Annotated in this window: 22 protein-coding genes and 1 pseudogene; 8 read left to right on the top strand and 15 right to left on the bottom strand. The window is 61.5% G+C overall.

Annotated elements, in window-relative coordinates:
* Positions 1-4 precede the first annotated feature (4 nt).
* Positions 5-1,606: an ABC transporter substrate-binding protein gene (locus AC0L17_RS30385; protein WP_473518473.1), complete on the bottom strand. Its 1,602-nt coding sequence runs from the start codon at positions 1,604-1,606 to the stop codon at positions 5-7.
* 233 nt (positions 1,607-1,839) lie between these two features.
* On the opposite strand from AC0L17_RS30385, the gene AC0L17_RS30380 reads away from it, so the two are divergent.
* Positions 1,840-2,634 (top strand): IclR family transcriptional regulator, encoded by a 795-nt coding sequence (locus AC0L17_RS30380; RefSeq protein WP_473518472.1) that lies wholly within the window; start codon positions 1,840-1,842, stop codon positions 2,632-2,634.
* 14 nt (positions 2,635-2,648) lie between these two features.
* Here AC0L17_RS30380 and AC0L17_RS30375 read toward each other — a convergent pair whose 3' ends face one another.
* From AC0L17_RS30375 to AC0L17_RS30315, 13 genes are all read right to left on the bottom strand, one after another.
* Positions 2,649-4,568 carry a CHASE2 domain-containing protein gene (locus AC0L17_RS30375; RefSeq protein WP_473518471.1) on the bottom strand — a complete coding sequence of 640 codons (1,920 nt, stop codon included), beginning with the start codon at positions 4,566-4,568 and terminating at the stop codon, positions 2,649-2,651.
* 15 nt (positions 4,569-4,583) lie between these two features.
* Positions 4,584-5,300, bottom strand: a complete 717-nt coding sequence (locus tag AC0L17_RS30370; protein WP_027152473.1) for a FecR domain-containing protein — start codon at positions 5,298-5,300, stop codon at positions 4,584-4,586.
* A 95-nt stretch (positions 5,301-5,395) separates the two neighbouring features.
* Entirely contained in the window at positions 5,396-6,652 is a 1,257-nt protein-coding gene (locus AC0L17_RS30365; RefSeq protein ID WP_473518470.1) for a tetratricopeptide repeat protein, read from the bottom strand.
* A 329-nt stretch (positions 6,653-6,981) separates the two neighbouring features.
* A complete protein-coding gene (locus AC0L17_RS30360) occupies positions 6,982-7,149 on the bottom strand; it encodes a hypothetical protein (protein ID WP_473512461.1) in 168 nt (55 codons plus the stop codon).
* Between the two features lie 15 nt (positions 7,150-7,164).
* Entirely contained in the window at positions 7,165-8,352 is a 1,188-nt protein-coding gene (locus AC0L17_RS30355; protein WP_473518469.1) for a magnesium transporter, read from the bottom strand.
* A 349-nt stretch (positions 8,353-8,701) separates the two neighbouring features.
* The gene (locus AC0L17_RS30350) at positions 8,702-9,514 is read right to left on the bottom strand and encodes an SDR family NAD(P)-dependent oxidoreductase (protein WP_473518468.1); all 813 of its coding nucleotides are present in this window, start codon (positions 9,512-9,514) and stop codon (positions 8,702-8,704) included.
* The gene (locus AC0L17_RS30345; protein WP_473518467.1) at positions 9,511-10,512 is read right to left on the bottom strand and encodes a sugar phosphate isomerase/epimerase family protein; all 1,002 of its coding nucleotides are present in this window, start codon (positions 10,510-10,512) and stop codon (positions 9,511-9,513) included. Before AC0L17_RS30345 ends, AC0L17_RS30350 begins: the two co-directional genes overlap by 4 nt.
* A 40-nt stretch (positions 10,513-10,552) precedes the next feature.
* Complete coding sequence (locus AC0L17_RS30340; protein WP_473518466.1) at positions 10,553-11,296, bottom strand: SDR family NAD(P)-dependent oxidoreductase; 744 nt, start codon at positions 11,294-11,296, stop codon at positions 10,553-10,555.
* Positions 11,297-11,330: 34 nt separating this feature from the next.
* Entirely contained in the window at positions 11,331-12,428 is a 1,098-nt protein-coding gene (locus AC0L17_RS30335; protein ID WP_473518465.1) for an ABC transporter ATP-binding protein, read from the bottom strand.
* Between the two features lie 10 nt (positions 12,429-12,438).
* Positions 12,439-13,341, bottom strand: a complete 903-nt coding sequence (locus AC0L17_RS30330) for a carbohydrate ABC transporter permease (RefSeq protein ID WP_091597411.1) — start codon at positions 13,339-13,341, stop codon at positions 12,439-12,441.
* Positions 13,334-14,269, bottom strand: a complete 936-nt coding sequence (locus AC0L17_RS30325) for a carbohydrate ABC transporter permease (protein WP_473512454.1) — start codon at positions 14,267-14,269, stop codon at positions 13,334-13,336. Before AC0L17_RS30325 ends, AC0L17_RS30330 begins: the two co-directional genes overlap by 8 nt.
* Before the next feature lie 55 nt (positions 14,270-14,324).
* Positions 14,325-15,590 (bottom strand): ABC transporter substrate-binding protein, encoded by a 1,266-nt coding sequence (locus AC0L17_RS30320; RefSeq protein WP_473518464.1) that lies wholly within the window; start codon positions 15,588-15,590, stop codon positions 14,325-14,327.
* A gap of 138 nt (positions 15,591-15,728) precedes the next feature.
* Positions 15,729-15,974, bottom strand: a complete 246-nt coding sequence (locus AC0L17_RS30315; RefSeq protein WP_473518488.1) for a hypothetical protein — start codon at positions 15,972-15,974, stop codon at positions 15,729-15,731.
* Between AC0L17_RS30315 and AC0L17_RS30310 the strand changes: the two genes are divergently transcribed.
* Entirely contained in the window at positions 15,862-16,950 is a 1,089-nt protein-coding gene (locus AC0L17_RS30310) for an ROK family protein (RefSeq protein ID WP_473518487.1), read from the top strand. The two genes, AC0L17_RS30315 and AC0L17_RS30310, sit on opposite strands and share 113 nt — an antisense overlap.
* Positions 16,951-17,055: 105 nt before the next feature.
* Here the strand turns inward: AC0L17_RS30310 and AC0L17_RS30305 are convergent, their stop codons facing one another.
* Positions 17,056-17,952: a LysR family transcriptional regulator gene (locus AC0L17_RS30305; protein ID WP_473518463.1), complete on the bottom strand. Its 897-nt coding sequence runs from the start codon at positions 17,950-17,952 to the stop codon at positions 17,056-17,058.
* A 281-nt stretch (positions 17,953-18,233) separates the two neighbouring features.
* Between AC0L17_RS30305 and AC0L17_RS30300 the strand changes: the two genes are divergently transcribed.
* The 6 genes and pseudogenes from AC0L17_RS30300 to AC0L17_RS30275 all read left to right on the top strand — a co-directional run.
* Complete coding sequence (locus AC0L17_RS30300) at positions 18,234-18,968, top strand: SDR family NAD(P)-dependent oxidoreductase (protein ID WP_473518462.1); 735 nt, start codon at positions 18,234-18,236, stop codon at positions 18,966-18,968.
* Between the two features lie 203 nt (positions 18,969-19,171).
* Complete coding sequence (locus tag AC0L17_RS30295; RefSeq protein ID WP_473518461.1) at positions 19,172-19,771, top strand: NADPH-dependent F420 reductase; 600 nt, start codon at positions 19,172-19,174, stop codon at positions 19,769-19,771.
* A gap of 44 nt (positions 19,772-19,815) precedes the next feature.
* Positions 19,816-20,091 (top strand): annotated as a pseudogene (locus AC0L17_RS30290) (NAD(P)-binding domain-containing protein); the annotation flags it as partial.
* A 3-nt stretch (positions 20,092-20,094) separates the two neighbouring features.
* The gene (locus tag AC0L17_RS30285) at positions 20,095-20,598 is read left to right on the top strand and encodes an SRPBCC domain-containing protein (RefSeq protein WP_473518460.1); all 504 of its coding nucleotides are present in this window, start codon (positions 20,095-20,097) and stop codon (positions 20,596-20,598) included.
* A 151-nt stretch (positions 20,599-20,749) separates the two neighbouring features.
* On the top strand, positions 20,750-21,562 hold the full coding sequence (locus AC0L17_RS30280) for an SDR family NAD(P)-dependent oxidoreductase (RefSeq protein ID WP_473518459.1): 813 nt from the start codon (positions 20,750-20,752) through the stop codon (positions 21,560-21,562).
* Between the two features lie 2,592 nt (positions 21,563-24,154).
* The coding region (locus AC0L17_RS30275; protein ID WP_473518486.1) for a co-chaperone GroES at positions 24,155-24,333 on the top strand (179 nt) is incomplete at its 3' end.

Genomic DNA, 24,333 nt, shown 5'->3' with positions numbered 1-24,333 from the left:
CTCCTCAGACAATCTTGGCGTTCATGGCCAGCGTATACTGGTCGGCCCGCGTCGTGAACTGAAGGTCCTTTCGGGCAGCCACGACGAGAACCTCATGGTGCAGCGGAATCAGGGCGACGTCGTTGAAGACGATGTCGCTGAGCTCCGAGAGCATCATTTCGCGTTTGGTGTCGTCCAGCGTCCGCTTCGCCACAGCCAGTTTGGCATCGAGATCGGGATTGGAGTAGCGGCCCGAATTGGCGATGCCCATACCGGCGTCTGGATTCTGCGTCGCGACCAGAGCTGTCATCGGGTTCGAGGTTTCGCCTGTGTTGACGCCCCAGGAGTCCAGATTGACGCTGAACTCATGGGCATCCGCCTTGTCGGCGTAAACCGACCAGGGCATGACCTCGACGCTGACTTCCAGGCCGATGCGAGAGAACATCTGGGCCACGGCCTGCACGATCTTCGAATCGTTGACGATACGATCATTGGGCCCGTGGATCGTCAGGCGGAAGCCATTGGGGTAGCCGGCCTCGGCAAGCAGGGCCGTGGCTTTTGCAGCGTCGAATGGAACGGGTTTGATAGCAGCCGAGGTGCCCGGGGCGCCGGCGGGCAGAAACTGTGAAGCGACAATAGCATTGCCCTGCATCAAGCGCTCGACAATGGCGCTGCGGTCGATCGCCATGGACAGCGCCTGCCGCACACGCAGATCCTTCAGCGGGTTGCGGTCGAGCGGCTTGCCATCCTTGCCGCTGATGAAGGGCGTCACGTCCCTGAACGTGTCCAGAGAGAAGAAGACCACCCGGCTCGATACGCCGCGGATGATGTGAAAGCGCTCGTCTTGTTCGACGCGGGCAACACCCTCGTAGGGCACCTGTTCGACGAGATCGAGATCGCCGGCGAGCAGGTTGGCAAGCCGCGCGCCGGCATCGGTGACGATGCGGAGCTCGACGTCCGGCAAAGCAGGCCTCGGTCCCCAGTAGTTGGGATTGGCGGAAAGCGCGACACGGTTGCCGGAAACATATTCCTTCAGCACATAGGGGCCAGTTCCGATCGCCGCGGTGCCGTTGTTGAACTGATCGCTCGGGGTATCCTTGAACTTGGCGCGGATGATGCGAATGCGACTGAGCGAATTGGGCAGAAGCGGCTCCGGCTGCTTGGTTTCGATGAGAAGCTTGCCGGTTTGGGGCGAGGTGATCGACTTGATGTTGCGCGTGTAGGTCCGGAACGACGCCGTGCTGTCGATGGTGTTGGCCCGGTCGAATGAGACGACGATGTCGTCTACGGTGAGCGGCTCACCGTCGCTGAAGCGCACGTCTGGGCGCAGGTCGAACTCCCAATGGGTGTCGTCGACCGCGCGCCAGGCCGTCGCCAGCCCCGGTCTGGAGATCGACTTTTCGTCGTTGATGACAAGCGTGTCGTAGATATGGGTGGCAAGCGCGTTGTTGGGCGCATTGCTCTTCAGATGCGGGTCTAGCGTCGTCGGCGGAGCAGCCATGCCGATCCGCAATTGGCCGGTTGCCGCTGCCTGGGCCAGCCCCGTCCAGCCAATGCCTTGCAAGACGGCGGCACCGCCGAGCGCCCATTGCATCAGCGCACGGCGCGATATTGTCCGGTTCATCATTGGTTTTCTCCGTGTCCACTCTGGATAGTTCCATCGGAGGAGTTCTTTTTCCGCTGCCGCTTGCCATGATCGAGCCCAGCTTGGGATCCGCTGATGGTGCCGGCCTCCTTCCTGACAGCGAGTGAAACGAAAGCTTCACTATTTGTCAACACAGATAAACCATTGTTTCACTAGACGATACAAATTTTCTCGTTTAACCTCCTGCACGAGACGCTTTGGCGAGGAAGTGAGAAATGACCGATCAAGCAGATACCCGGTACACGGTCGATTCCGTCGATCGCGCGATCAGGTTGTTGCAGACTGTGGCCGGCGAGGCAGATCTTGGCGTTTCCGAAATCGCGCGGCGTTCCGGCGACAGCAAGGCGCGCGCTTTCCGGCTTTTGCAGACGCTGGTGCGGCGCGGCTTGCTGGCGCGATCATCGGATGGAAAAGGCTATCGCCTCGGCCTCGCTGCATTGATGCTGGGCCACGCCGCCAGCGAACAGATGGACCTGATCCGCATAGCAAACCCTGTTCTGGAAGAACTCGGTCAGAAGATCGGCGAAACCACCCAGTTGCGGATCCGCGATGACCAGGAAAGCCTTTGCGTCGCCAAATGGGAGCCGAAGCGGGACCTTCGCGTCAATGCGATTGTCGGCCGGCGGCGTCCGCTACATGCCGGTTCGAGCAAGGCGTTCCTGGCCCATATGGGTGATGAGGAGCGCGAGGCCATTCTTTCCGGCTCGTTGAAGCGCTTCACCAAGAAAACGGTGACCGATCCTCGGCTTCTTAGGGGCGGGCTCGAGCAAATCCGCAAGGCGAAGTTTTTCGTCAGTCGCGGCGAGATCAACGACGATCTGATTTCGATCACCGCACCGGTGTTCGTGGCGCCGGGTAAGATAATCGCGGCGCTGAACATCGCTGCCCCGGAAAACCGGGTGCCGGAAGAGCGTATAAGCGAACTGGGCGACATGGTGGCCCGGGCCGCCCATCGTATTTCCGCCGCCCTTGGCTTCCGCTCGCCGGCTGCCAATGACATAGCGAGTTGAACTGGTGCCAAGCATCACACTGCCTCGGCAGATTGCGACGAGGGGTGTATCTCCGGAACGGTGAAAACCGGCACCTCACCCTTGAAGCCTTGGAGTTCGAAGGCACCCGCCTGGACAACCGGCATCGATGCTCCTTGGGCAAATCCGGGACCAAGCACCAGGGGGATGCTCAGCTTTTTGGTCGTTGACTCGAGCCGTGCCGTGCGGTTCACCGGCGAGCCGATCGCGGTGTAATCGAAGCGCCGTTCGGAGCCGAAATTCCCGACGGAGCAGATGCCAGTCTCGATGGCGACGCCGATTTCGATAGGGGGGTGCCCGCGCGCGGTGAGCGCGGCGTTTTCGCGCTTCACCCGTTCGATCAGGGCGAGCCCGGCTTCGAGCGCGCGCTCGCGATGATCTGGCTGATCAAGCGGCGCGTTCCAGAAAGCTAGCACGGCATCGCCCATGAACTTATCGATGGTCCCGTCGCGCTTGAGTATCTCATCGGTCGCAAGGCCGAGGAAGTGATTGACCACCTTTCCGATTTCCTGGGCATCGAGTTGTTCGCTCATCGCCGTGAAGCCGCGTATATCACTCAGCAGGATTGTGATCTCGCGCTTCTCTCCGGACAGGATCGCTTCGGTATCCGAATTTGCCAGGCGCTGCACCACAGAGGGCGACAGATATTGGGAAAACTGCCGCGCCAGGGTGGACCGGCGCTGCTCGCTGCGCCTGTAGAGGGCATAGCCTTCGAAGCCAGCTACGAGGATTGTCGCAAGCGCCGGCTGCAGTGGGTCATAGAGCGCACCCTGCAGGCTGTATTCGAGAGCGCCAAACACGAAGGGAGTGGCAGCCAGGAGCGCCAGAGCGAGGGCGCCAAGCATGACACGCTGGGCGAGAACTCCCGAAAGTCCGATGAAAACGATGCCACTGAGGGCCAACCACATCCGCTCCAGCGTACGCGCTTGCGTTGGCTCTACAAGATAACGCGCGGCAAGCATCTGGCCGATTGCATCTGCGTGGATGTCGACGCCTGGTCGCGCCGGACGCGCCGGGGTGGGCAGATACTGCGTCAATCCCACGGCTGACAGATCAACAATGGCGATTGCGTTCCGCAGCAGCGGATCGCCGCGACCCGAAAGGATATTAGTGGCAGATATGCGCGGCGTGTTGGTGTCGGTTTCCCAAAGGCGGATGCTGCCCTGCGGCTCAAGTGGCACAATGGTCCCGGCCATCCTGAGCGCGTCAAACCCGGCGACATTCATCCGAGCTACGTAGCCGTTCTCTCCGGCGTAGAGGCGCAGGAGTTCGAGCGCGAACGACGGCCAGAGCTGCACGCCTTGAGCCGTATTTCGGAGCCAGAGCAGCGGCACATGGCGTAGTACGCCGTCGGGATCGGGCAAAGTGCGAATTACGCCGAGGCCTGCAGCGGCGCTCGAGAAATCAGGAAGGGAGCCTGTCAGACCGGTGAAGCCAGGAAGCGTCTCGGGTACCTGCCCGACGATCGACCAGCCGGCTTTGGGCTCTGCTTCTGAAACCGTCACCTCGTTGCCCAGGCTGACGGCGAGCGCCGTTCGATTTTTCGCCAGTGCACTGGCGAGGCGCTTGTCTCCAGCGATGCCATCAGGAGAGGTATCAGCCTCGGGCAGCACCAGCGCAAGCCCGATCACCGCGGCACCGGACTCGGCGACACCATCGACCAGATCGGCCAAAAGGCCACGGTTCCAAGGCCATCGCCCATGTGCCTTAAGGCTCGCGTCGTCTATCGAGACAATGACAACAGGATTGCCCGTCGCCTGGCGCGGGGCGAGGGACTGGTAGAGGTCGTACGTGCGCTCGCGCAGGCGCGACAGCGGCCCGTCGAAAGCAAAATGGCAAGCGAGCAGCAAGAGTACGACCGCAAGACCTGGTATTTTCCGCCTGGCAGCCCGCCGCCAATCAAGCGAGGGGCTCATGCCGCTCGGCCAGCCTTACCGGCAGTCGGGAAAGCAGTCATCATCCTCATCATCCACCCCACTGCCTACAGGGGGCGTTGGGCTGTCAGGGAACTCCATGGCCACGCCGGGCAATGCGCCGTCGGTGGACTTGCAGGCTTTGAGCGAATTGCCGAGTGCTGACGCACAAATCGCGCTTACGTTCAGCCCCGGACCCGGTTCGCCTGGCAGGCCGGTGCCGGCTATTCGATCGATGCTGTCCAAAATCGGGAACGCGTCGATACCGCCGTAGCCGGTCAGCAGTTTGTCATTGTCCGACGTGCAGGCGTGGCCCGGGTTTGTGATCACGAGCTTGCGACCATTCATCATGCAGGTCATGCGGCCGGCGCGCAGTATGCCGACGGTCTGACCAGCAATCACAAGCACCTCAATGATGCCACCTCTGGCTCCGAGCACCATGTGTGGCGTCGCAACTTGCATGTCGCCGCCTTTCGAAACCTGGCCGCCGTAGAAACGGGCCAGGCCGCTGTTCATCCTGATGTCGATCTTTCCTGATCGGGACCCCGGATTGTAGACGAATTCATCGATCGTCAGGCTGGTGTTCGGACCAATCTTGGCGCTCGACTCGTCCCGGAACACGAGCATTCCGAGACCGGTGATATTGCTGCGCAGCTGGTCGCCGAGTTCGACGCCAGCGCCGACGTTCATCGCCTCGCCGTGATTGCGGATGATGTTGGTCTGGTAGGCCGTCATGGACCCAACCGTTTCAGCGCCAGATGGTGCCGCAAAGGCAAGGCAGGCGATACAAGTGGCTATCTGACGATACAGGGTCCTCATCGCGGCCTCTTTCAGTTGAGTGTCAACGTGTAGCTCACGAGCAATTCGAATGAATCTCGGTCGCCGCTGGCGATCTCGAAGTCGGTTTCACGATAGGCGAGATCGACACTGACCTTCTGCCATTCAGTGAGCTGAAAATCGCTTTCCGAGGCAATGCGCCAGAAGTCGCTCTGGATGTTCGTGCCGATGCCGACGGACAAGTCGGGAGTGTCGCTGTGGCCGGCCGAGACGGCGACCTGGTGAGACCATGCGAAAAGGTCCGGTACTTCCATCACCACGCCGCCGTAGCGGACCTCTCCCATGTAGCTGCGGCCGATTTCGCCAGCTCCGGAGGCGAAGTCAGTCGAGCCGACTAGGCGCAGTCCGAGCGCCTGGCCATTGCGGAAGCGGTAGCTGCCGCCTGCCTCATAGAAAACCCTGCTATCGGCGAAGATGCCTTTCGAGCTGCTTAGATCGATGTAGCCGGCACCTGCAAAAAGCGTCGTCTCGACGGTGGGGCGCACGAGGAAGCGCCCACTTAGACCGACGCCGGTCTCGTGAACGTCGCTGTCGAAGCGATCTGTGACGGCGAACGCGGAAAGTAGCAGCCGTAGCGAATCGATCCCGCTGTTGGGCAGTCCCTTGTCGAAGGTAATGGCAGCGTTCCCGTGGATAAAAGTCTCCTCGACACCGGGAACCGACAGGTCTTTGGTGAAAAAGCGCTCTGTCGCTGCCAGCGAGCCCGAGAGGACAAGTGCATCAGCACTTGGCGTCCCGAGATCCCATCGGATAAAGCCTTCCGCCCGCCCATAGGGCGAGACCAAGGTGCGGTCGTCTTCGGCCCCGCCCGGCTCAAAATCGGTGGATGCGCTGAACATGCCGCCAGTCAGAGCGATTTCCCAAGTGACGCCACGTAACGCGCGCTCGATGCGGGCGAGCAGGCGAACGGCTTCCTGCTGCTCATCCGCGGACAGGTCCCCGACCTCGAGGCCGTACTGCGCCTGCCGCCGGGCCAATTCATAGGAGCCGACATGATAATACAACCGGCTGGCCGAGAGCCGGGCGCGCGCATCGCGAGGATGTTTGATGAGATACTGCTCGATCGACGAGATCGCCTGATCGTACTGCCCTGCGTTGACGGCAACTGTGACGAATTGAGCTAGCGCTCCGTTGTCGGTCGGATTGGCAATGCGGGCCGAAAACGCATCGTCATAGGCCGGATAGAGACCTTGTGCGCCGGCCGGCAATATGCCGGTACAAAGCAGCGCCGCGGCGAAGCCGAGGATCATTGAAAACGAGGAATGCATGCCGAGAACCCACCCCAACCCGACTAGTGCAGCGGATCTAGCACGCCTGCACGAAAAAAAGCGACAGAACTGTCAGGAAACCTCCGAGTCTTCAGCAGCTGTTGCAGCTGCGCAACAAACTATCGCGTTCATTCGCATTTCGCCTACGCTGGTTGGTCAAACATCTTCTCAGCGTTGCTTGGCTTCCAGCAAGTATTCGCTACAAACGGCAACTAATCAAAATCATAATCAGCGGTGGATTGCGCAGCCGACAAGATCAATATTGTTTGCGCGATTCTCCACGTATCTGGTCGCCGCACGACGCATCAGGGTCACATGGAGCTCATCCGAAGGTCTTCCGCCGCGGTGCGCAAGCGCTCGGAGAGCTGGCGGGCGATGCTTCTCAGGACGGCCTGCGCGATGTGCGGCTTAGCCTTTGTTATCTTGTTGAACGCCGACGAGGTCACTTCATAGGCAACAACGTCCTCGTCCGCGATCACGTCCGTCGAGCGTGCCTACAGCACAAGCATGGTGGCCAGTCCCAGCATCAAGCCCATGCCTACAATATCGGTCACCGTCGTGAGGAAGATCGCGGAAGCCACGGCCGGATCGGCGCCGACCCGCCGCAGGCCCAACGGGATCAGCACGCCGGAGATCCCGGACATGAGGCACGATCCGGACATGGCGAGCAGGATCACAAGCGCCAGCATGGGCGCCTGGGATGCCGACTCCGGCTGCCGTGAAGCGTAGAACCACATGGCCGCAGCCGCCACCAGACCGACGAGCAAGCCGTTGGCGATCCCGAGCGCTCCCTCCCTCAGCACCAAGTGCAGCTTCGGTCGTTTGTCCACATCCCCTAAGGCGAGGCCACGCAGCGTGATAGCCAGCGCCTGACAGCCGGTGTTTCCGCTCTGTCCGGCCAACACCGGGAGGAACGCCGCCAACGCGACGATCTTCTCGATCGTGCCTGTGAACGAGCCGACCACGAAAGCGGCTATGAAGGCCGTCAGCAGGTTGAGCTGCAGCCACGGATGACGTTTCAAGAAGGCTGAAAACAGCGGAGTGAAAGAACGCTCCTCCTTCTGGACACCCACCATCTGGCCAGGCTGGGCAGAAATCTCGATGATTTGCTGCTCGAACAGCCGCCAGCCGCGAACCTGCCCGAGCAGCCGGTTCTCCGCGTCCACCACGGGATAGACTGGGTAGTGACGGCGTACCGCCGCCTTGCAGGCTTCGCTCAAAGGCATATCGACGTGAAGGGCGAACGGACTTGCCAGCATAATCTGATCCACCGTCGCGTCGGCCCCGCTCAGCATCAGATCGCGCAAGACCACTAGGCCAACCAGTCTATCGCCCTCGTCCGTGATGTAGAGGTAAGTCAACTCGGTCGGCACCTGCGCGCGCCTGACGGCCTCGACAGCGGCGGCTACCGTCGTCCCGACAGCAACGCTGGCGGGGATCGGATCCATCAGCTCAACGATGGCCTCGGGGATCGCGAGATCCTTGCCGTCGGTATGATATTTGATGGGCCTCCTTTGCGATGGCAAATACTCCGCCACCTTATGGGCGTGCCTATCCGGTAACAACTTTAGTGCGTCGCGGATTAACTCGGGAGACTCTCGGGCTAGCAATTCAGCCGCGTCGTCAGGTGCTCGAGCACGCAGCGTGCGCACCAACTTCTGAATGTCGTTCTCTTCCCTCATCTGTTCCCCCAACTTCTAATGTAGCGCCTCTGAGCTTATAGACCGGACCGTTTCGCTCTGCCCAGGCGCACGGTGGCCCAAGCGCCTCGATCCGGAATCTTCGCCTTCTCAGGGCGCCGAGTAGACCGACCCAGACAAATCTGAGCCATTGCGTGGGTGCATACAGGCGGGCTGTAACGTCAGCGTGTCGCCAAGAGAATCGACGTGTTGCCGAACTTCACCGTCGATTCCTGAGCTCTGCGAGCACGTCGCAACTCATCAACGAAGTAAGGTCGGCAAATGGGCCGTCGCGGCCCTGCTCATTGGGGTGTGCTCAGCCCAACAATTCGCCATGTGAACGTGTCGCGATTCAACCTGGGAAGATGGTGAAGCCGCCATCGACGCGAATGACCTGCCCGTTGATGAAACGCGCGCGCGGACCGGCGAGGAAGGCCACCGCCTCGGCGATCTCTTCAGGCTCGGCATAGCGGTTCAGCGATTTCTTGGTCGAATCCATGCGCTCCGGATCGACGACGCGGCTCGCCTGGAACCGTGCCGTCTTGGTGGCGCCGGGGCTCACCGCATTGATGCGCACGCCATCGTCGATCAGTTCCTTGGCGAGGCAACGCGTATAATGCACGACGGCCGCCTTGAGCGTGGAGTAGACCACCTCCGGCGAGCATCCGATATGCGCTGCCGCTGAGGCAATGTTGATCACCGAGCCTGAGCCGCGTTTGACCATGGGCGGAATGAACGCCTGGCAGACCAGCATCGTGCCGATGAGATTGTTCTCGGTCAGCACCTTGATGTCTTCATAGTCGATGTCGAGCGCGTTGTTGGGACTGGGCTTTACCCCCTTGGCGCCGATATCGCCGCCGGCGCAGTTGACCAGAACGTGCACATCGCCGAGCTCCGCTTCGATCTTCCTCTTCATTTCGGCAACGGCTTGCCTGTCACCGATGTTGCCCGTAACCGCGGTTACCCGTGTCCCATGCTTTTCCAAACCCCTGGCGGATTCGCCGAGGTCCGCGAATTCGCCATACTGCGATGGCCGGGTCCAATCGAGATCGTGGATCGCGACGTTTGCGCCAAGTTCGGCCAGGCGTTCGGCCATGACGCGACCAAGGCCGCGTCCCGAGCCGGTCACGAAGGCGGTCAGGCCGCTGAGTTCTCGGGCAGTCATGCTGATTTCTCCATTGCAATGAAATCGAACTTCTTCATGTTGGCGGCGCTTCGCCGGATCATGTCGAGCTCATACGAAACCAGCGCGCCGTCATCGTCGCGCTCCCACGGCGTCCGGTAGTCGGCGTCGTCAGCAAGGCGGTTTACGCGCGCAGCACTCAGGCAGGCGGCGAACTCGCGCGCAGTCTTCGGCGCATACCCGTTCCACCAGTCGTCGCTGAGACAGCGAACGTGGCGGGCTTCCAGCGCGCCCGGCTCGAGCACGGCGGTCAGCGTGTCGTGATGCTCGGCGAGGATGGCTGCCAGTCCGGCGAAGGGCACGGCGCCGTCGCCGATCGCGCAGCGGACCAGACGATAGCCCTCATCGGTGAACTGCACGCGATAGTCCTTGAGGTGGACATGGCGGACGTGCGGTGCGATGCGCCGCGTGAAGGCAAGCGGCGCCTCGCCGACAGGGAAGGTGTTGCCGGTGTCGTAGGTGATGCCGACGCCCGGCCCACCGAGTTCGCAGAACGCGACCAGTTCGTCGCTGCCGAAGTCCTGATGGTTTTCGATGCCGAGCACCCGGCCCTCAGCCGCCGCACGCGGCCCCCATTCCGTCAAGGCAGCGCGGATCGTCGCGTCGAACTCGCTCCATTTCGGGCCCCATAGGTTGCGGTCGCCGCACAGGACGGGGGTCAGTGCGATACGGATCGTTGTCGCCTCGAGCAGGCGCGCCGCCCGAAACGCGCTGTCCAACGGACCGGCCACCAGAAGTCCGCCACTGACCACCGGGACGATGTCGAGCGCGGCCAGACGCCTGCGCAGCTCGACGATTTCGGCGTCCGGCAAGTCGGTCAGCCATGGTTCGTAGATCTCGAGCGTGCGTGCGCCCAGTTCCTGCGCAAGCGCTATGAAGCCTCCCAGCCCCGTCCCGTCCGGATTATGCCGCGGCGTGCCGCGTCCCTGTAGGCCGAGAGTGTAGGTCAGTCCGTATGGGTTGAGGCCGAGACGAAACATCAGCTTGGCAGTTCCGTTGAAGGATTTGGAAGCGATCGCATCAGCGCAGACCGGCATCGACGGCGATGGACTGCTTCGTGATCATGCGGCTGTCATCGGCGGCAAGGAAGAGCACGGTCCGCGCAATCTCTTCGCCCAGCAGGACGCGGCGGATCAATTGCCGTTGCACCGTCTGGTCGATTGCGTCCTGGGTCCTGAACCACAGCTGGCGCTGCCGCTCGGTGATGACGGCGCCGGGTTCGACTGCATTGACGCGGATGTTGTCGGATCCGAACGACCGCGCCAATGCGCGCGTCAGCGCCACCACAGCCCCCTTGGCGGTGGCATAGGCCACCATTTGGTCCGCGCCGAAACGCCAGGCGATGGAAGAGAAGTTTATGATCGAGCCGAAGCCGAGTTCCTTCATATGCGGATGCACCGCCTGCGCAGCGAAGAAGTGATGCCGGAGATTGACGTCGAAGCTGCGGTCCCAATATTCGGCTGTCACCGCGTCAACGGGTTGGCGCTGATCATCGGCAGCGTTGTTCACCAGAACGGCGACCGGACCGAGCTTAGCGCGCACGTCTTCTACCGAAGCCTGCAGCGCATCAACGTCCGTCACATCGCAATGGAGGTACAGGGGGGCCTGTTTGGCGACGCCACCGAGCTTGCGCACCAGCGCCTCCGCGGGTCCATCCTGCACATCGAGAAAGCATACGCGGGCGCCATTCGCCACGAAAGCGCGAACCATATCGGCGCCGATCCCGGAGGCGCCGCCGGAGATCAGCACGACGCGATCGGTCAAGCTCGGGTAACTCGCGAATTGCACGGACATCAGATCACAGAAGCGCCCTGGTTGCTGGATCGAACAGACAGGCGCGCGACATGTCGATGCCGAGCGTTATCGTCTCGCCCATGACGGGAGCGTCATCCGGCTCGAAACGGCCGGTGATCTCCAGGTCGCCTAGCCTGAGGACGGCAAGCGTCTCGGCGCCGGTCGGTTCGACCAGTTCTACCGGTGCCTGCAAGGGCTGCACAGCAGGTTTGCGCGACTTCAGGTCCGTCGTGAAGCGGTAGATGTGTTCGGGCCGAACACCGAGCACCACGTCCTTTGGCGCACCGGCGGACAGCGGCATGGCAAGGGCAAGAGTGGCGTCGCTGCCGTCAGCGGCGCGTACCGAGATGCTAGTCGATCCCGCAAGCCGGGCGGGGATGAAATTCATCGCCGGCGATCCCATGAAACCGGCCACGAACATGTTGGTCGGCCGGTCATAGATCCGCTTCGGCGTGTCGAACTGCTGCACCGAGCCCTGGTTCATCACCGCAATGCGGGACGCAAGCGTCATCGCCTCGACCTGATCGTGGGTGACGTACACCGTCGTCTTGCCGACGCGATGGTGCAGCTTCTTGATTTCCGTGCGCATGTCGACGCGCAGCTTGGCGTCGAGATTGGACAGCGGCTCGTCGAACAAAAACAATTTTGGGTCGCGTACCAGGGCGCGCCCCATAGCAACGCGCTGCCGCTGGCCACCCGACAATTGCCCGGGCTTGCGGTTGAGCAGCTGCTCGATCTGCAGCAGTGCGGCAACCCGCTTTACGGCTTCCGCCTGCTCCGCCTTGGGCACGCCCCGGCTCTCCATGCCGAAGGTGATGTTCTGGCGCACCGTCATGGTCGGATAGAGGGCATAGGACTGGAACACCATCGCTATGTCGCGGTCCTTGGGCGGCACGGAGTTCACCAGCCGGTCGCCGATCCAGATCTCGCCCGAGGTGACGGTTTCCAGGCCGGCGATCATGGCGAGCAAGGTTGACTTGCCGCATCCCGACGGGCCGACGAGGGCGACAAACTCCCCGGTTCGCGCCTCGAGATTGATGCCGGCCAGAATCTCGAGCCCGCCATAGCTCTTGTGAAGGTCGCGGATCATCAGCGCGGACATGGGCGATGCCTCATTTGATGGCGCCCTGTGTCAGGCCGCGCACGAAGTATTTTCCACCGAACAGGTAGATCAGCAGCGGCGGCAGCGCGCCGATCAGCACGGCTGCGCTCATCACATCGTAAGCGCGGGCGGTCGTGCCGCCAGCAGTGAGCGCGACCAATGCCGCCGTAATCGGCTGCTGCTGGCCGGAAGTGAAGACGACGCCGAACAGATACTCGTTCCAGATACCGGTGAATTGCCAGATGACGGTGACGATCAAAATCGGCGGCGACAGCGGCAGGATGATCTTGCGAAAAATCCGCCAGAAGCCGGCGCCGTCGATGCGTGCCGCCTTGATAAGGTCGTCCGGTATGCTGACGTAGAAGTTGCGGCAGAACAGGGTGGTGAACGAGATGCCCTGGACGACGTGTATTAGTACCAGCCCGTATGTCGAATTGGTCAGGCCGAGCTTGCCGAGCAGGAACGCCCACGGCATCAGCGAGATCTGGCCTGGCATGAAGACGCCGAGCAGCATCAGATTGAACAGAATTTCCGAGCCCTTGAAACGCCATTTCGACAGCACATAGCCGTTCATGGCGCCGAGGAGCGTGGAGATGAGCGTTGCTGGGATCGTCATCCAGAGCGAATTGAAGAAATTGCGCTTCATGCCTTCGCAGGTGCCGCTGACGCAATAAGTGCCCCAAGCCTGCGCCCACGCGTCGAGGCGGAAGCTGCGCGGCAGCGAGATGAGGCCGTTGCGGGCAATGTCGGACTGCTCCCGCAACGAGTTGAAGACGACGACCAGCAGCGGTGCAAGGTAGATGACGGCGAAAAGCGTCAGCACCGCATAGACAAGGAAGCGACCCCAGAAATATCGCCGCGTAGCCGCGGCCGCTTCGGGATCATGCCGGGCGTCGGCGGCGATTTCAGCCATTACGGCCCTCCGCCCGCCTGCGCCAAACGATCCACAAGGAATAGGGCACCAGCACAACCGCGAGGGCCGCGAGCATCATCATCGCCGCGGCGGCACCCTCGCCGATCTGCCCGCGCTGGAACATCAGGTCGTAGACATAGATCGCCGGGAAGGTGGTCGACACACCTGGCCCACCCCGCGTCAACGCCGCCACCAGGTCGAAGGTCTTGATGGCGAACTGGATCTGGATGACGGCCACCGCCAGAAAAATCGGGGCGATCGTCGGCAGGATGACCTTCCGATAGGTTCGGGAAACCGACGCACCGTCGATCTGCGCTGCTTTGATGAGATCCGGATCGACCGATCGCAGGCCAGCCAGGAAAAGCGCCATTGCGAAGCCGGACGACTGCCAGATACCGGTTATGACCACCGCATAGATTGCGGTGTTGCGGTTGGCCGTCAGGGCGAAGCTGAAGTCGGTCCAGCCGAGCCCCCGCACGAAGGCCTGGATGCCGTCGACGGGATTATAGAGCCAACTCCACACCGTGCCGGTGACGATGAAGGAGACTGCCAGCGGATAGAGGAAGATGGTGCGCCAGACCGCCTCGCCGCGAACGCGCTGGTCGATCAGGATCGCCAGAAGCAGTCCGATGGCCATCGAGCCGACGATATAGAAGCCGCTGAACAGAAAAAGGTTTGTGTAGGCGATGTTCCAGCGCCGGTTCGCCCAGAGCGAAGCGTAATTGTCCAGACCGACGAACCCATAGGTCGGCATCAGCGACGAACTGGAGAGCGAGAGATAGAGCGTCCAGAGCGTGAAGACGAAGACGTAGATGAAACTCGCCGCAAGCGACGGCGCCAGCACCAGAATGGGCACCATCGTGCCCAGGCGCTGTCGCCACGGGGTTGCGGTAGCCGCAACCGGTACGGTCAGGTCACGCGTTGACATCTTCTGCTCCGGCGAAGTCGGGGCCGGGCGACGCGCGACATCATCGGCAGCGTCTTCACATCTGCGCTTCGGCCGCATCGGCCATCGCGCTGGCTGCGTCCTGAGCGGTCATGTCCGGCGTCGCCACGAATTCGGTGACGGTATCCATGATCGCGCCGCGCACCTTCTGCGGGATCGTCATGTTATGCGCCATCGACCGGACAAGGGTGCCGCCATCGATCGACGCCTGCAGATCCTTCTGGGAGAGCTGCTGGCAGGGATTGAAGCCGTTCGAAAGATCGACGTCGAGACGGGCCGGGATCGAGCCCTTGGTCTGATTGAAAACCGTCTGGAACTCGGGCGACAGGATGGTGCTGGCGAGCAGTTTCTGCCCCTCGACGTATTCCGGATCCTTCTGCTGGAAGAACACGACCGAGTCGGAATTCAGGATGAAGCCCGGCTTGCCCCAATCAGTCGGCGCCTGGGCGCAGACATAGTCGGTGCCCTCCTTGAAGCCGCCGGCCGTGAGCAGGCCGAGCGTCCAGTCGCCCATGATGTGGAAGGCGGCCTCGCCGCGGCCGACCAGATGCGACATGCTATCCCAGTCGCGCCCGTTCATGCCGGGGTCCATATATTTCGTCGTCATGGTGCGGAACTGTTCGAAGGCCTTGACCATGCCGTCGCTGCGCATCGCCTCGACGTCACCCTCGACGAAGGCCTTCTTGAAGAGATCGAGATCCATTCCGTAGACGACGACCTCGAACACCGTCGAATCGGTCCAGTCGGCGGTCGAGTGCGAGATGCAGATCTTGCCCGATGCCACGACCTTGTCGCAGGCGGCGTTGAAGTCTGCCCATGTCTTCGGCACCTCGGCGACGCCTGCTTCCTGCATGACCTTCGGCGATGCCCACAGCCAGTTGATGCGATGGATATTCATCGGCGCCGCCACCCAGCTGCCGGTCGGCTTCATCACCGGCAGCAATTCGGGAGCGACGACCTTTTCCCAGTTTTCCGCCGTCGCCAGTTCGTCGAGATTGGCGGTCATGCCGGTCTCGTTCCATTCGGCGATCTCGGGTCCCTTGAGCTGCACCGCGGGGGGCGCATTGCCGGCGATCACGTCGGCGCGCAGTTTCGCCAGCGTGTTGGCCGTGTGGCCGGCGATGGAGGTCTGCTGCCAGGCGCCACCCTTGGCGGTAAACATCTCACCGAGCTTGGCAATAGCCTGGGCGTCCGATCCGGACGCCCATTGATGCAACAGGTTGGTCTTGGGCTCAGCGAACGCGGCTCCCGCAACAAGGGTGTACGCCGTAGCGGCCGCAACGGCCGTCCTCAGATATTCCATCGTTTCACTCCCATAGGTGATGCACGGTTCGTATCGACCGCTTGTGGACGCAGTTTTGAGCTCGTCGCAGACAATTTGAGGTCGTCGCAGACGGGGATGCAGTATCTCCGTTCTTTCCAAGATGACATATTTGAGCTATCAGTCAACGTCCTTTGTGCTCATCATGAACAAACCTTCGCTTAGAAACTGGCTGATCGACAGGCCCTCCGCATCACCGGAGAGCCTGATCGTGCGCTGCCTGCGTGAGCGCGGCGTGCTTTCTGCCTCGCAAATCGCGCATATCACCGGCTTGGCGCGATCGACGGTCTCAACGGCGCTCAACGGCTTGAAAAAATCCGGAATGGTGATCGAATCCTCGGCCCACCACGACGGGACCAGGGGCATTGGCAGGCCTGCCGCGACCTTGACGCTCAATCCCGCTGCGGGCACCTGCGTCGGGATCCACCTAGGCCTCGATGAGATGCGGTGCCTCATCGCCGACGTCTCGCATTCTGTCATTGCCGAACAAATTCTTCCCATGGGCCTGGACTACCAGCCACAACAGGCGGCCGAGCTCGCCAAGTCAGCAATTGCCCAATGCTACGTAGAGAACGGTCTGCCGATGGCGGGGCTCCTGGGGGTTGGGGTTTCCGTCTCGGGCCCTGTCAGCCGCGAAGGCGTGGTGCAGCGTGCGAGTATTGTTCCGACCTGGGCCGGGGTCAACATCCGCGATGTGTTCGGGCCGGTTCTCGAACAGCCGATTTTCGCCGACAACGAGAGCAACTGCTCGGCCATTGCCGAGCTGATGTGGGGCGCGGCCGTCGGCCAAGACGATTTCGTCCTGTTCAAGATCGATCTCGGCGTCGGCGGGGCCATAGTCCAGCATGGCCGGCTGGTGACGGGCATCGCCGGCGGCGCCGGCGAATTCGGGCATATCAGCATCGATCCCGGCGGCGATCTTTGCCGGTGCGGTAATCGCGGATGCCTGGAGCTCTATGCGAGTTTTGCCCAGCCGCTGGAGCAGATTTCGCGCATCGTGCGGCGGCCGGTGACGATGGACGAGGTGATAATGATGGCTGAACAGGGCGACGTCGGGGCGCTACGGATGATCGAGGACACCGCGGACTTCGCCGGCCGCGGTCTTGGTCTGATCGGCTCGGTGATCAATCCGCCGCTCATCATCATCGGTGGCCGCATGGCGTTGGCAGGCGACATTCTCCTGGCACCGCTGATCACGTCATATGAACGCCACACGCTCATCAAGTCCCGCGATATCGCGCCCGCCCTGCGGACGCGGATAATCATTGGCAAGCACACGCAGAACGATGCACTGCTCGGTGCAGTCGGCCTGGTGCTGCGCCACAACAGCCGACTGCAATGATTTGGCTTTTCGCCGAGTGGGCCGTTTCCCCAGGGCGATCGCTCGCGAAGGTCGCTGAACGCATGGTCGCAGCTGGGCGCCCATTGCGGCTCAGCGCCCCGGGTGTCAGTCTCGCGATATGGATAGCCCTGCGAGAAGCGGAGCGTACGCGGCGAGCCTGCGGGATACGAACTCGGTGAAGAGCCGCACGCGCTTCGTCTTGCGTGTCTCCCCCTGTGTGAGAAGCCAGAGCGTTCCGTATATGTGCGGGTCGGTGCCCGGCACCCTCGCCAGCAGGGGGTCGGCATCTCCGACGAAACACGGCAGTCTCGTGATCCCGATCCCTTGCCGTGCTGCAACGATCTGCGCCTCGGCGTCCGGGGCCCTGAACGGAACCCCTGTGGTACGAACCTCACCCTCGTGGGCCCAAGTCGGGATGCCATGAATGTTTACGACGATCCACCGGATGGGATCAGGCGCGCCCGCACGCCACTCGGCTAGTCGTTCGCAGGACATGTAGACGCCGCCGAACAGCTCCGGTCCCATCAGGCCGTGAAGATTGAGCGGCAGGGTCTTGCGGTCGGAGACGATGCGGATCGCGACGTCCGCCTCTCGGTTGGTCAGATTTGCCACCTCGCCGGACGACAAGATTTCCATCTCGATGTCAGGATGCAGACGCGCGAAATCGGCGAAGTCCGGCATGAGCAGGTGTGTTGCGAGGAACGGTGGCAGGGTCACCCGCAGAAGCCCGCGCGCGCTCTGGTCGCGCCCGAAGACGCGCGTCTCCAGCAGGTGCGACGACGCTTCCATCTGGTCCGCGAACTCGAGGACCTCCTCGCCTGCTGCCGTCAGGCGGTAGCCCGAAGGCAGCTTTTCGAACATGTGCACCCCGAGGCGTTCCTCGAGTTGGGCTATGCGTCGCAGCACGGTCGAGTGGTTCACACCGAGGCGCTCGGCGGCAGCCCGCACCGAGCCTCCGCGCGCCACAGCAAGAAAGTAGCGAACGTCATCCCAGTCGATCATGGTGCAATCCCGCACCGCGGGGTGCGCCTTCCAAAGCCCGTATCTAACACATCGAACAGCATCTCGTTGTTGGTAACACAGCCGGTTATCATAGCCTATGCCAACAAGCGCGGCCCAACTCCGAACAGCAGACACCGATCGTCGCGGGTGGCGTCAGTCGTCCAGCCGGATCGATTTCGCACCACCGATGTGCGCGCTTCCGCACTCAACAACTGACGCCGGCGGACCCATTTCGAGGTTCTCGGCGGCAGATGCTGTCCGACACCACGAAAGGAGAAGTCATGGGAAAGCTCGAGGGTAAGGTTGCAGTCATCACGGGTGGATCGAGCGGCATGGCGCTGGCGAGCGCCAAGCGGTTCGTTGAAGAAGGCGCCTATGTTTTCATCACGGGCCGTCGGCAGGAGCCGCTAGACGAGGCCGTCAAGCTGATCGGCCGGAACGTAACCGGCGTGCGCGGCGACGCGTCCAATCTCGACGACCTCGACCGCCTGTTCGATACAGTCAAGCGGGAAAAGGGCAAGATCGACGTCCTGTACGCGAGCGCCGGCATCGGCGAAGCCGTCCCACTGGGCGAGATTACCGAGCAGCATTTCGATGCGACCTTCGGCCTGAATACGCGCGGCACGCTGTTCACGGTGCAAAAGGCGTTGCCGCTGTTCAACGATGGCGGGTCGATCTTCATGACCGGATCAGTTGCTTCGCTGAAAGGTTTTCCTGGTTACAGCGTGTATGCGGCGAGCAAGGCGGCGCTGCACGCGTTCGCACGCGGGTGGCTCAACGAGCTGAAGGGCAGGAATATCCGGGTGAACGTGCTGCACCCGGGGCCGATCGCCACACCGATGCAGGACCAAGTTCTCACCGAGGAGGCGAAGCAGATGTTCGAATCCCTGATCCCGCGGGGCAAGATGGGGCGTCCTGAGGAAATTGCCACGGCCGCGCTGTTTCTTGCTTCAGACGATTCGAGCTTCGTGAATGGGCTGGAGTTGTCTGTCGACGGAGGCTTCTCGGCCATCTGAAATCGCGCCGGATCGCGGCAAGTGGCTGATCGGCGGGAATTAGCAGAGTCCATGGTGGAACGACTTCCGCGCTGAACGTTCGGCTCGGCCGCGCGGAAGTCGTTCACGACGGGACGCCTACGCGAAGGGTCGCCACGCAGCCAAAGGATAACCCAGCGCCGTTGAAGGCCGGGCAATCAATCAACACGGATCGGAGAAGTATTATGAGCTATGCTATTGTAGGATTCGGTAAGATAGGCCAGGCCCTCGCCCACGCCTTCGCCCGTAAAAACATCAACGTGACCGTCGCGAGCCGCCGGCCGCCCGAGGCGTTGGCGCCGCAGGCTCGGGCGATCGGACCCACGGTCGTCGCCAAGTCGCTGCGGGATGCGCTCGAGGCCGACACAATCATCTTGGCGGTCCCGTTCGGGGAGCACCGCGAAGTTGCGAAAGCTCTGCCGAGCTGGAAAGGCAAGACGGTCATCGACGCGATGAACGCGTTTCCAGTCCCTGAAGAGTTGGACGGTGTCCCGTCCTCCGCCTTGGTCGCGAAGGCGTTCACCGGCGCCAAATTCGTGAAAGGGTTCAATCACCTGGTTGCGGCCACCCTGGCTGCCGATCCGATCGTCGAGGGTGGCCACCGGGTCGTCTTTCTGTCGAGCGACGACGAGGACGCGACCGTTCCCGTGGCGGCCTTGGCCAAACAACTCGGGTTCGCACCCGTCAAGCTGGGAAAGCTCAACGAGGGTGGCGCGCTGGTGCACGCACGCGGCCGCACCTGGGGCCAGCTGATCTTCCAGGATTTGTTCAAGAAGGAGCAGTAATCGATCTACGACCGTGTGATCGACGCCGAGAACTGGTCGCGCGCGCTAACTTCTTTCCCGGCGCTCAGTTCGTGAAGGGCTTCAACTACCTGCCCGCAGGCATCTTGGCTGAAGATCCGGCCATCACGGGCGGACGACCGGTAGTATTCCTGTCGAGCGATGACGAGAGCACGACTGCCACGGTCGCCGCCCTGGTCGATCGGCTCGGCTACGCGCCGGTTAACCTCGGCAAGATCGCGGAAGGCGGTCAGCTCGTGCAGGCGCGGGACAAGAGCTGGGCACCATTGATCTTCCAGGACCTGTTCAAAAAGGACAAATGAACCATGTACGATCATGTAATCTGGCCTGAGCGGTATGACCCCAGAACGTCGGCCATCTATGCGCTGAACGACATCGACATTAAGGCGCCGCCTGAAAAGGTCTGGAAGCTGCTCGTCAATGCCGAAAATTGGCTGAGCTACTTTCCTGCCGAAGATCAGGTCAAGATCTTGACAGGTGAGGCGGAACTGGCGCTGGGAACCAGGTACAGTCGAGTCACCGTCGGATTCCCGATGAGCCTTATCGTGACCGAGTTCGAGCCCTTGCGCCGGCTCGCTTGGGCGACGACAGTCGACGGCGATGAGACCGGCTCGAGCGCATATCACGGCTGGGTTGTCACGCCGACCAACGATGGCTGCCATGTCCTGACCGAGGAGACGCAACAGGGAGCCTGGTTTCTGGACTTGCTCGGGCACAAGCATCCCGGCGCGCTCTACCGCTATCACCAGGAGTGGGTCGAAAGCCTCGCCCGCGCAGCGGAGGCTGAAGCAGCAAAGAAAGCGAGCTGACGCCCCCGTCCTGGCGCTGTCCACGCTTCAACGCTGCCCAACGCTGCCTTCGTCCGGGTGCTGCCGGTACTCGACGGGCGACAATCTGCGCTTCCAGCCTGGATCAGTGGATCGATCGCCTTGTTCACCTATAATTTGGAGATGAAATAACATGAATATCGAACTCAAGGGCCGCAAGGCGATCGTTACGGGGTCAACGGCAGGCATCGGCCGTGCTACCGCGGAGGGACTGGCCCGTGCCGGCGCATCGGTCGTCATCAACGGCCGTGGAGAAGCCCGGATTGACGAGGCGGTGCGGCAGATGCGACACGCCTTTCCCGGAAGCGAGATCTCGGGCATCGCCGCCGATCTCGCGACAGCGGAGGGTGCCGAGTCCTTGATCGCGCAGGCGCCGGACGCCGATATCCTTGTGAACAACGTTGGCACGGCTCACATCAGGGGCTACAGCGGCGTCGAGGACATCGCGAAGATCTCCGACGAGGACTGGCTTGGCCTTTTCCAGTTGAACGTAATGAGTGGCGTGCGCGTGACCCGTCATTACCTGCCGCGGATGGTGGCGAAAGGCTGGGGCCGCGTCGTGTTTGTAAGTAGCGAGTCCGCAGTCAACATCCCCAAGGAAATGCTTGACTACGGCATGACCAAGACAGCTCAACTCGCGGTGTCGCGCGGACTTGCCGAGGCGGTCGCGGGCACAGGCGTCACCGTCAACGCCGTCCTGCCGGGACCTACCCGCTCTGAGATCCTGGGCGACTTCATGGCGAAGCAGGCGGACGCAAACGGGATCACGCAGGAGGAAGCCGAGCAGGGCTTCCTGAAGGCGATGCGTCCGACCACCCTCATCCAACGCTTCGCGACCACCGATGAGGTGGCAAACATGATCATCTACGCATGCTCGGAGCAGGCTTCGGCGACAACCGGCGCAGCTCTGCGGGTGGATGGCGGCGTGGTCCGTTTCGTCGCCTGATTAAGGGGCAGAATGGACCGCGAGTGGATTGCCGAGACAAGGAAGACGGTATCAGCCGACGCGCTCGACTCGATCTTTTTCGTCTGCCCGGAGCTATCTGGGGTGGAATTTATCCAATGTCGTTTGCGGGACTCGTTCTCTTGCAGCGAGGTTCGCTGACTAAGCTAACCAGCAGACGGGCGGACATCGGCAACTATCGACGGGAGCAGTTCGCCGAGAGTCTTCCGTGCCACGCTCAGGTATCGACAGTACTCCCCTTCACTCCCATTCAATGATCAATTATGTCTATAACTTCTTGTTTTTATTGATAAAATCTTATCATCTTTCCAAGGAATACCGTCAAGAATACCGTCAGATTGTTAGGCTGTTGAAAAGACTAAAACAATGTGGTCGCCGTCGCGGTATGCACACTTTTGACTGCATTAGCCATTCGGCGAGGTCAAAGCCGGAGTTCACAGACCATAAGGCAAGGACGGTCTTGCTCATGCTCGACAGCCCTAGGTCGAGTAGACGGGAATGGGCTGGCAGGAGATGGGTGTCGTGTCGAATCCTGTCGATCCTCGATCGGCCAAAGCTTCGCATTCTCATCTGCTGTGACATTGTGTGGCACACCTTTTTGAGGTTGTTCATTGGCAAGTCTTTGATGCTTGAAATTCTTCGGTGCTAGCAACATCACGTAATACGCTGGCAGGTTGACGACAAATCTCCTGTTCGATGGGGCTTGTCGTGCATTTTTTTGGATGAATCACCGTGCTAGCGTGGACACATAGGCCCAATGATCCTCTGTCCTTCAACGTTTCCGCTTCGGAAGACGACCCAAGAAAGGCTTTCTCGGCAGTACTTTCGCGTACTGAAGTACTGAAAAATTAGAATGCCTCTCCATCTGGTCGGGGAAACGATCGAGAAGACACGCAGAGACGGGCAAACTGGTGAAGCTGATGCGCGGCATCTACGTCGATGCCGATGATGACATCGACACGGTGCTCCTCCGACACGCTGTTCGCATGTCCCAATATCCAGGCGGCGGCGGCAGGCCCAGGGTATCCAGAAGGCCAAGCAGGAAGGGCGCTACCGGGAGCGGCCTGAGGACCAGGAGCGCAATGCGGCCATAGTGAAGATGCTCAAGGCGGGCCAGTCCTGGAACAACATCGTGGCCGCAACCGGGGCCTCCAAGAGCACCTTGGCTCGGCAGGCGAAGCGGAGCCATTTAGCGCTCCCCCCGCCACGTCATACATAAGCAGGTGGTCCGTACCGTCTGCCCTACGCACTCCAACCGCTGGACAAGGATAGCCCCGCCAGCGCGTGCTCATGTCGGTCTGAGGTACCGCCACCGGGCAGCCTCTCGGCGTCTGGCGGTCGTCTCGCCCGGGCCTGTGTCGTGAAACCGAAGGGGCACGGCGGGATGGGTCGTAAGAAAATTTGGCCCTGATATTCCGACCCCTCCTTTTGACCCCGTTGAACCCGCTCACCCGAATTGTCTATCCGAGCTAGCCCAAGCGGCCGATTTGGGGGCGATCTTTATCGGCTACTAATGACCTGTCGCTTGACGCTGGGGTCAATTGGGTGGGCACTCGTCATTGGGTGGGCACGCGCGTCAGGCCGGAGTGTAGGCTAGGGTACGGAAGTCGCAATCTTTGAAGGCCCGTCCCCGGCCGCACTCTTGAGACACGCGCCCGGGTGGCCTTGGGGGCGGCACTAGCCGGTGTAAGACTGACAGGGTGCCCAAGGCTCCGCTGTCTGGGTCCTGTCATCGCTCAGTCACTATTTAGTTGTGCTGCCACTGCACCCTGCGAAGGCAGCTCAAAGCAGCGGGGACTAACCCCAAGCCCCCCACCCGGTCCCCGCTGCTCATTTAACGTCGCAATGACGTCAAGGCCCGCGTGACCACCTACAACATCGCAGCACACGCCAGTACCCGGCATGATCGTCAAGGCTTTCCGGTGCCGTTGCGGCTCAACGCGCTGCGTTCACGGCGGAATTCGTGAAGGGAGAGATTCGCGCGGTGGGCGCACTGGACGGGCGCGCCATCTTGTCTATCTAATCGCCGACGCAAACCTCACCACGGAAACAATCCACCTCGATCACGAAATCCCAAACACCGTCCTCAAAACGAGCATTCCTCTCGACCTGCTGATCGGAACCTACCGAACAAGCAAATTGCGAGCACCTTGCTTTAGGATTGCCAGGCGCTTCGGCAGGCATTTGCAGACCATCGATTGCGATAAGCGCTCCTTTTGGCGATGCCACTTAGGTTATGATGAATTGCAAAGAGCTCAAGACTGTGTGGCTGGCCATCGATTCCGGCCGACTGCTCGGCCATTAATTTCACATAATTTCACATTCCAAACAGAGACGAAAGTTGGCCCAGAGCTTACGGCCGAAACGCTCGCTTACGCAGTGGGATGCACCGTAACGGGGGCGAGGCTTCCGCGCCTATTCCAAATCCTTTGCTCTTCGGCCGTCCCCTCGTCCGTCTTGACTAGTACGAGCCCACAGCCTATTCCAGCGCCACGTTAGCACTCTCCACTGGCGAGTGCTAACCACGCTCCGGCAACGGAGAACCTTTCAACCTCCGCACCAGGGATATCCAAAATGGCAAAGTCGAATTTCCGGCCGCTGCATGACCGCGTGGTCGTTCGTCGGGTCGAATCCGAATCCAAGACCTCAGGCGGCATCATCATCCCCGATACGGCTAAGGAAAAGCCGCAGGAAGGCGAGATCATCGCCGTTGGTTCCGGCGCCCGTGACGAAGCCGGCAAGCTCGTCCCGCT

The sequence above is a fragment of the Mesorhizobium sp. WSM4829 genome (genome assembly GCF_055811475.1).
Note: the sequence above shows the minus strand (reverse complement) of the source record. Positions and strands in the feature narration are given on the sequence as shown.

Coding starts and splice junctions, on each gene's coding strand:
- AC0L17_RS30280 (WP_473518459.1), top strand. CDS start 20,750: ATGAATATCGAACTCAAGGGCCGCAAGGCGATCGTTACGGGGTCAACG.
- AC0L17_RS30285 (WP_473518460.1), top strand. CDS start 20,095: ATGTACGATCATGTAATCTGGCCTGAGCGGTATGACCCCAGAACGTCG.
- AC0L17_RS30295 (WP_473518461.1), top strand. CDS start 19,172: ATGAGCTATGCTATTGTAGGATTCGGTAAGATAGGCCAGGCCCTCGCC.
- AC0L17_RS30330 (WP_091597411.1), bottom strand. CDS start 13,341: ATGGCTGAAATCGCCGCCGACGCCCGGCATGATCCCGAAGCGGCCGCG.
- AC0L17_RS30305 (WP_473518463.1), bottom strand. CDS start 17,952: ATGATCGACTGGGATGACGTTCGCTACTTTCTTGCTGTGGCGCGCGGA.
- AC0L17_RS30365 (WP_473518470.1), bottom strand. CDS start 6,652: ATGATCCTCGGCTTCGCCGCGGCGCTGCTTTGTACCGGCATATTGCCG.
- AC0L17_RS30320 (WP_473518464.1), bottom strand. CDS start 15,590: ATGGAATATCTGAGGACGGCCGTTGCGGCCGCTACGGCGTACACCCTT.
- AC0L17_RS30325 (WP_473512454.1), bottom strand. CDS start 14,269: ATGTCAACGCGTGACCTGACCGTACCGGTTGCGGCTACCGCAACCCCG.
- AC0L17_RS30370 (WP_027152473.1), bottom strand. CDS start 5,300: ATGACGGCCTACCAGACCAACATCATCCGCAATCACGGCGAGGCGATG.
- AC0L17_RS30315 (WP_473518488.1), bottom strand. CDS start 15,974: ATGCCCCTGGTCCCGTCGTGGTGGGCCGAGGATTCGATCACCATTCCG.
- AC0L17_RS30345 (WP_473518467.1), bottom strand. CDS start 10,512: ATGTTTCGTCTCGGCCTCAACCCATACGGACTGACCTACACTCTCGGC.
- AC0L17_RS30380 (WP_473518472.1), top strand. CDS start 1,840: ATGACCGATCAAGCAGATACCCGGTACACGGTCGATTCCGTCGATCGC.
- AC0L17_RS30335 (WP_473518465.1), bottom strand. CDS start 12,428: ATGTCCGCGCTGATGATCCGCGACCTTCACAAGAGCTATGGCGGGCTC.
- AC0L17_RS30355 (WP_473518469.1), bottom strand. CDS start 8,352: ATGAGGGAAGAGAACGACATTCAGAAGTTGGTGCGCACGCTGCGTGCT.
- AC0L17_RS30350 (WP_473518468.1), bottom strand. CDS start 9,514: ATGACTGCCCGAGAACTCAGCGGCCTGACCGCCTTCGTGACCGGCTCG.
- AC0L17_RS30300 (WP_473518462.1), top strand. CDS start 18,234: ATGGGAAAGCTCGAGGGTAAGGTTGCAGTCATCACGGGTGGATCGAGC.
- AC0L17_RS30375 (WP_473518471.1), bottom strand. CDS start 4,568: ATGAGCCCCTCGCTTGATTGGCGGCGGGCTGCCAGGCGGAAAATACCA.
- AC0L17_RS30385 (WP_473518473.1), bottom strand. CDS start 1,606: ATGATGAACCGGACAATATCGCGCCGTGCGCTGATGCAATGGGCGCTC.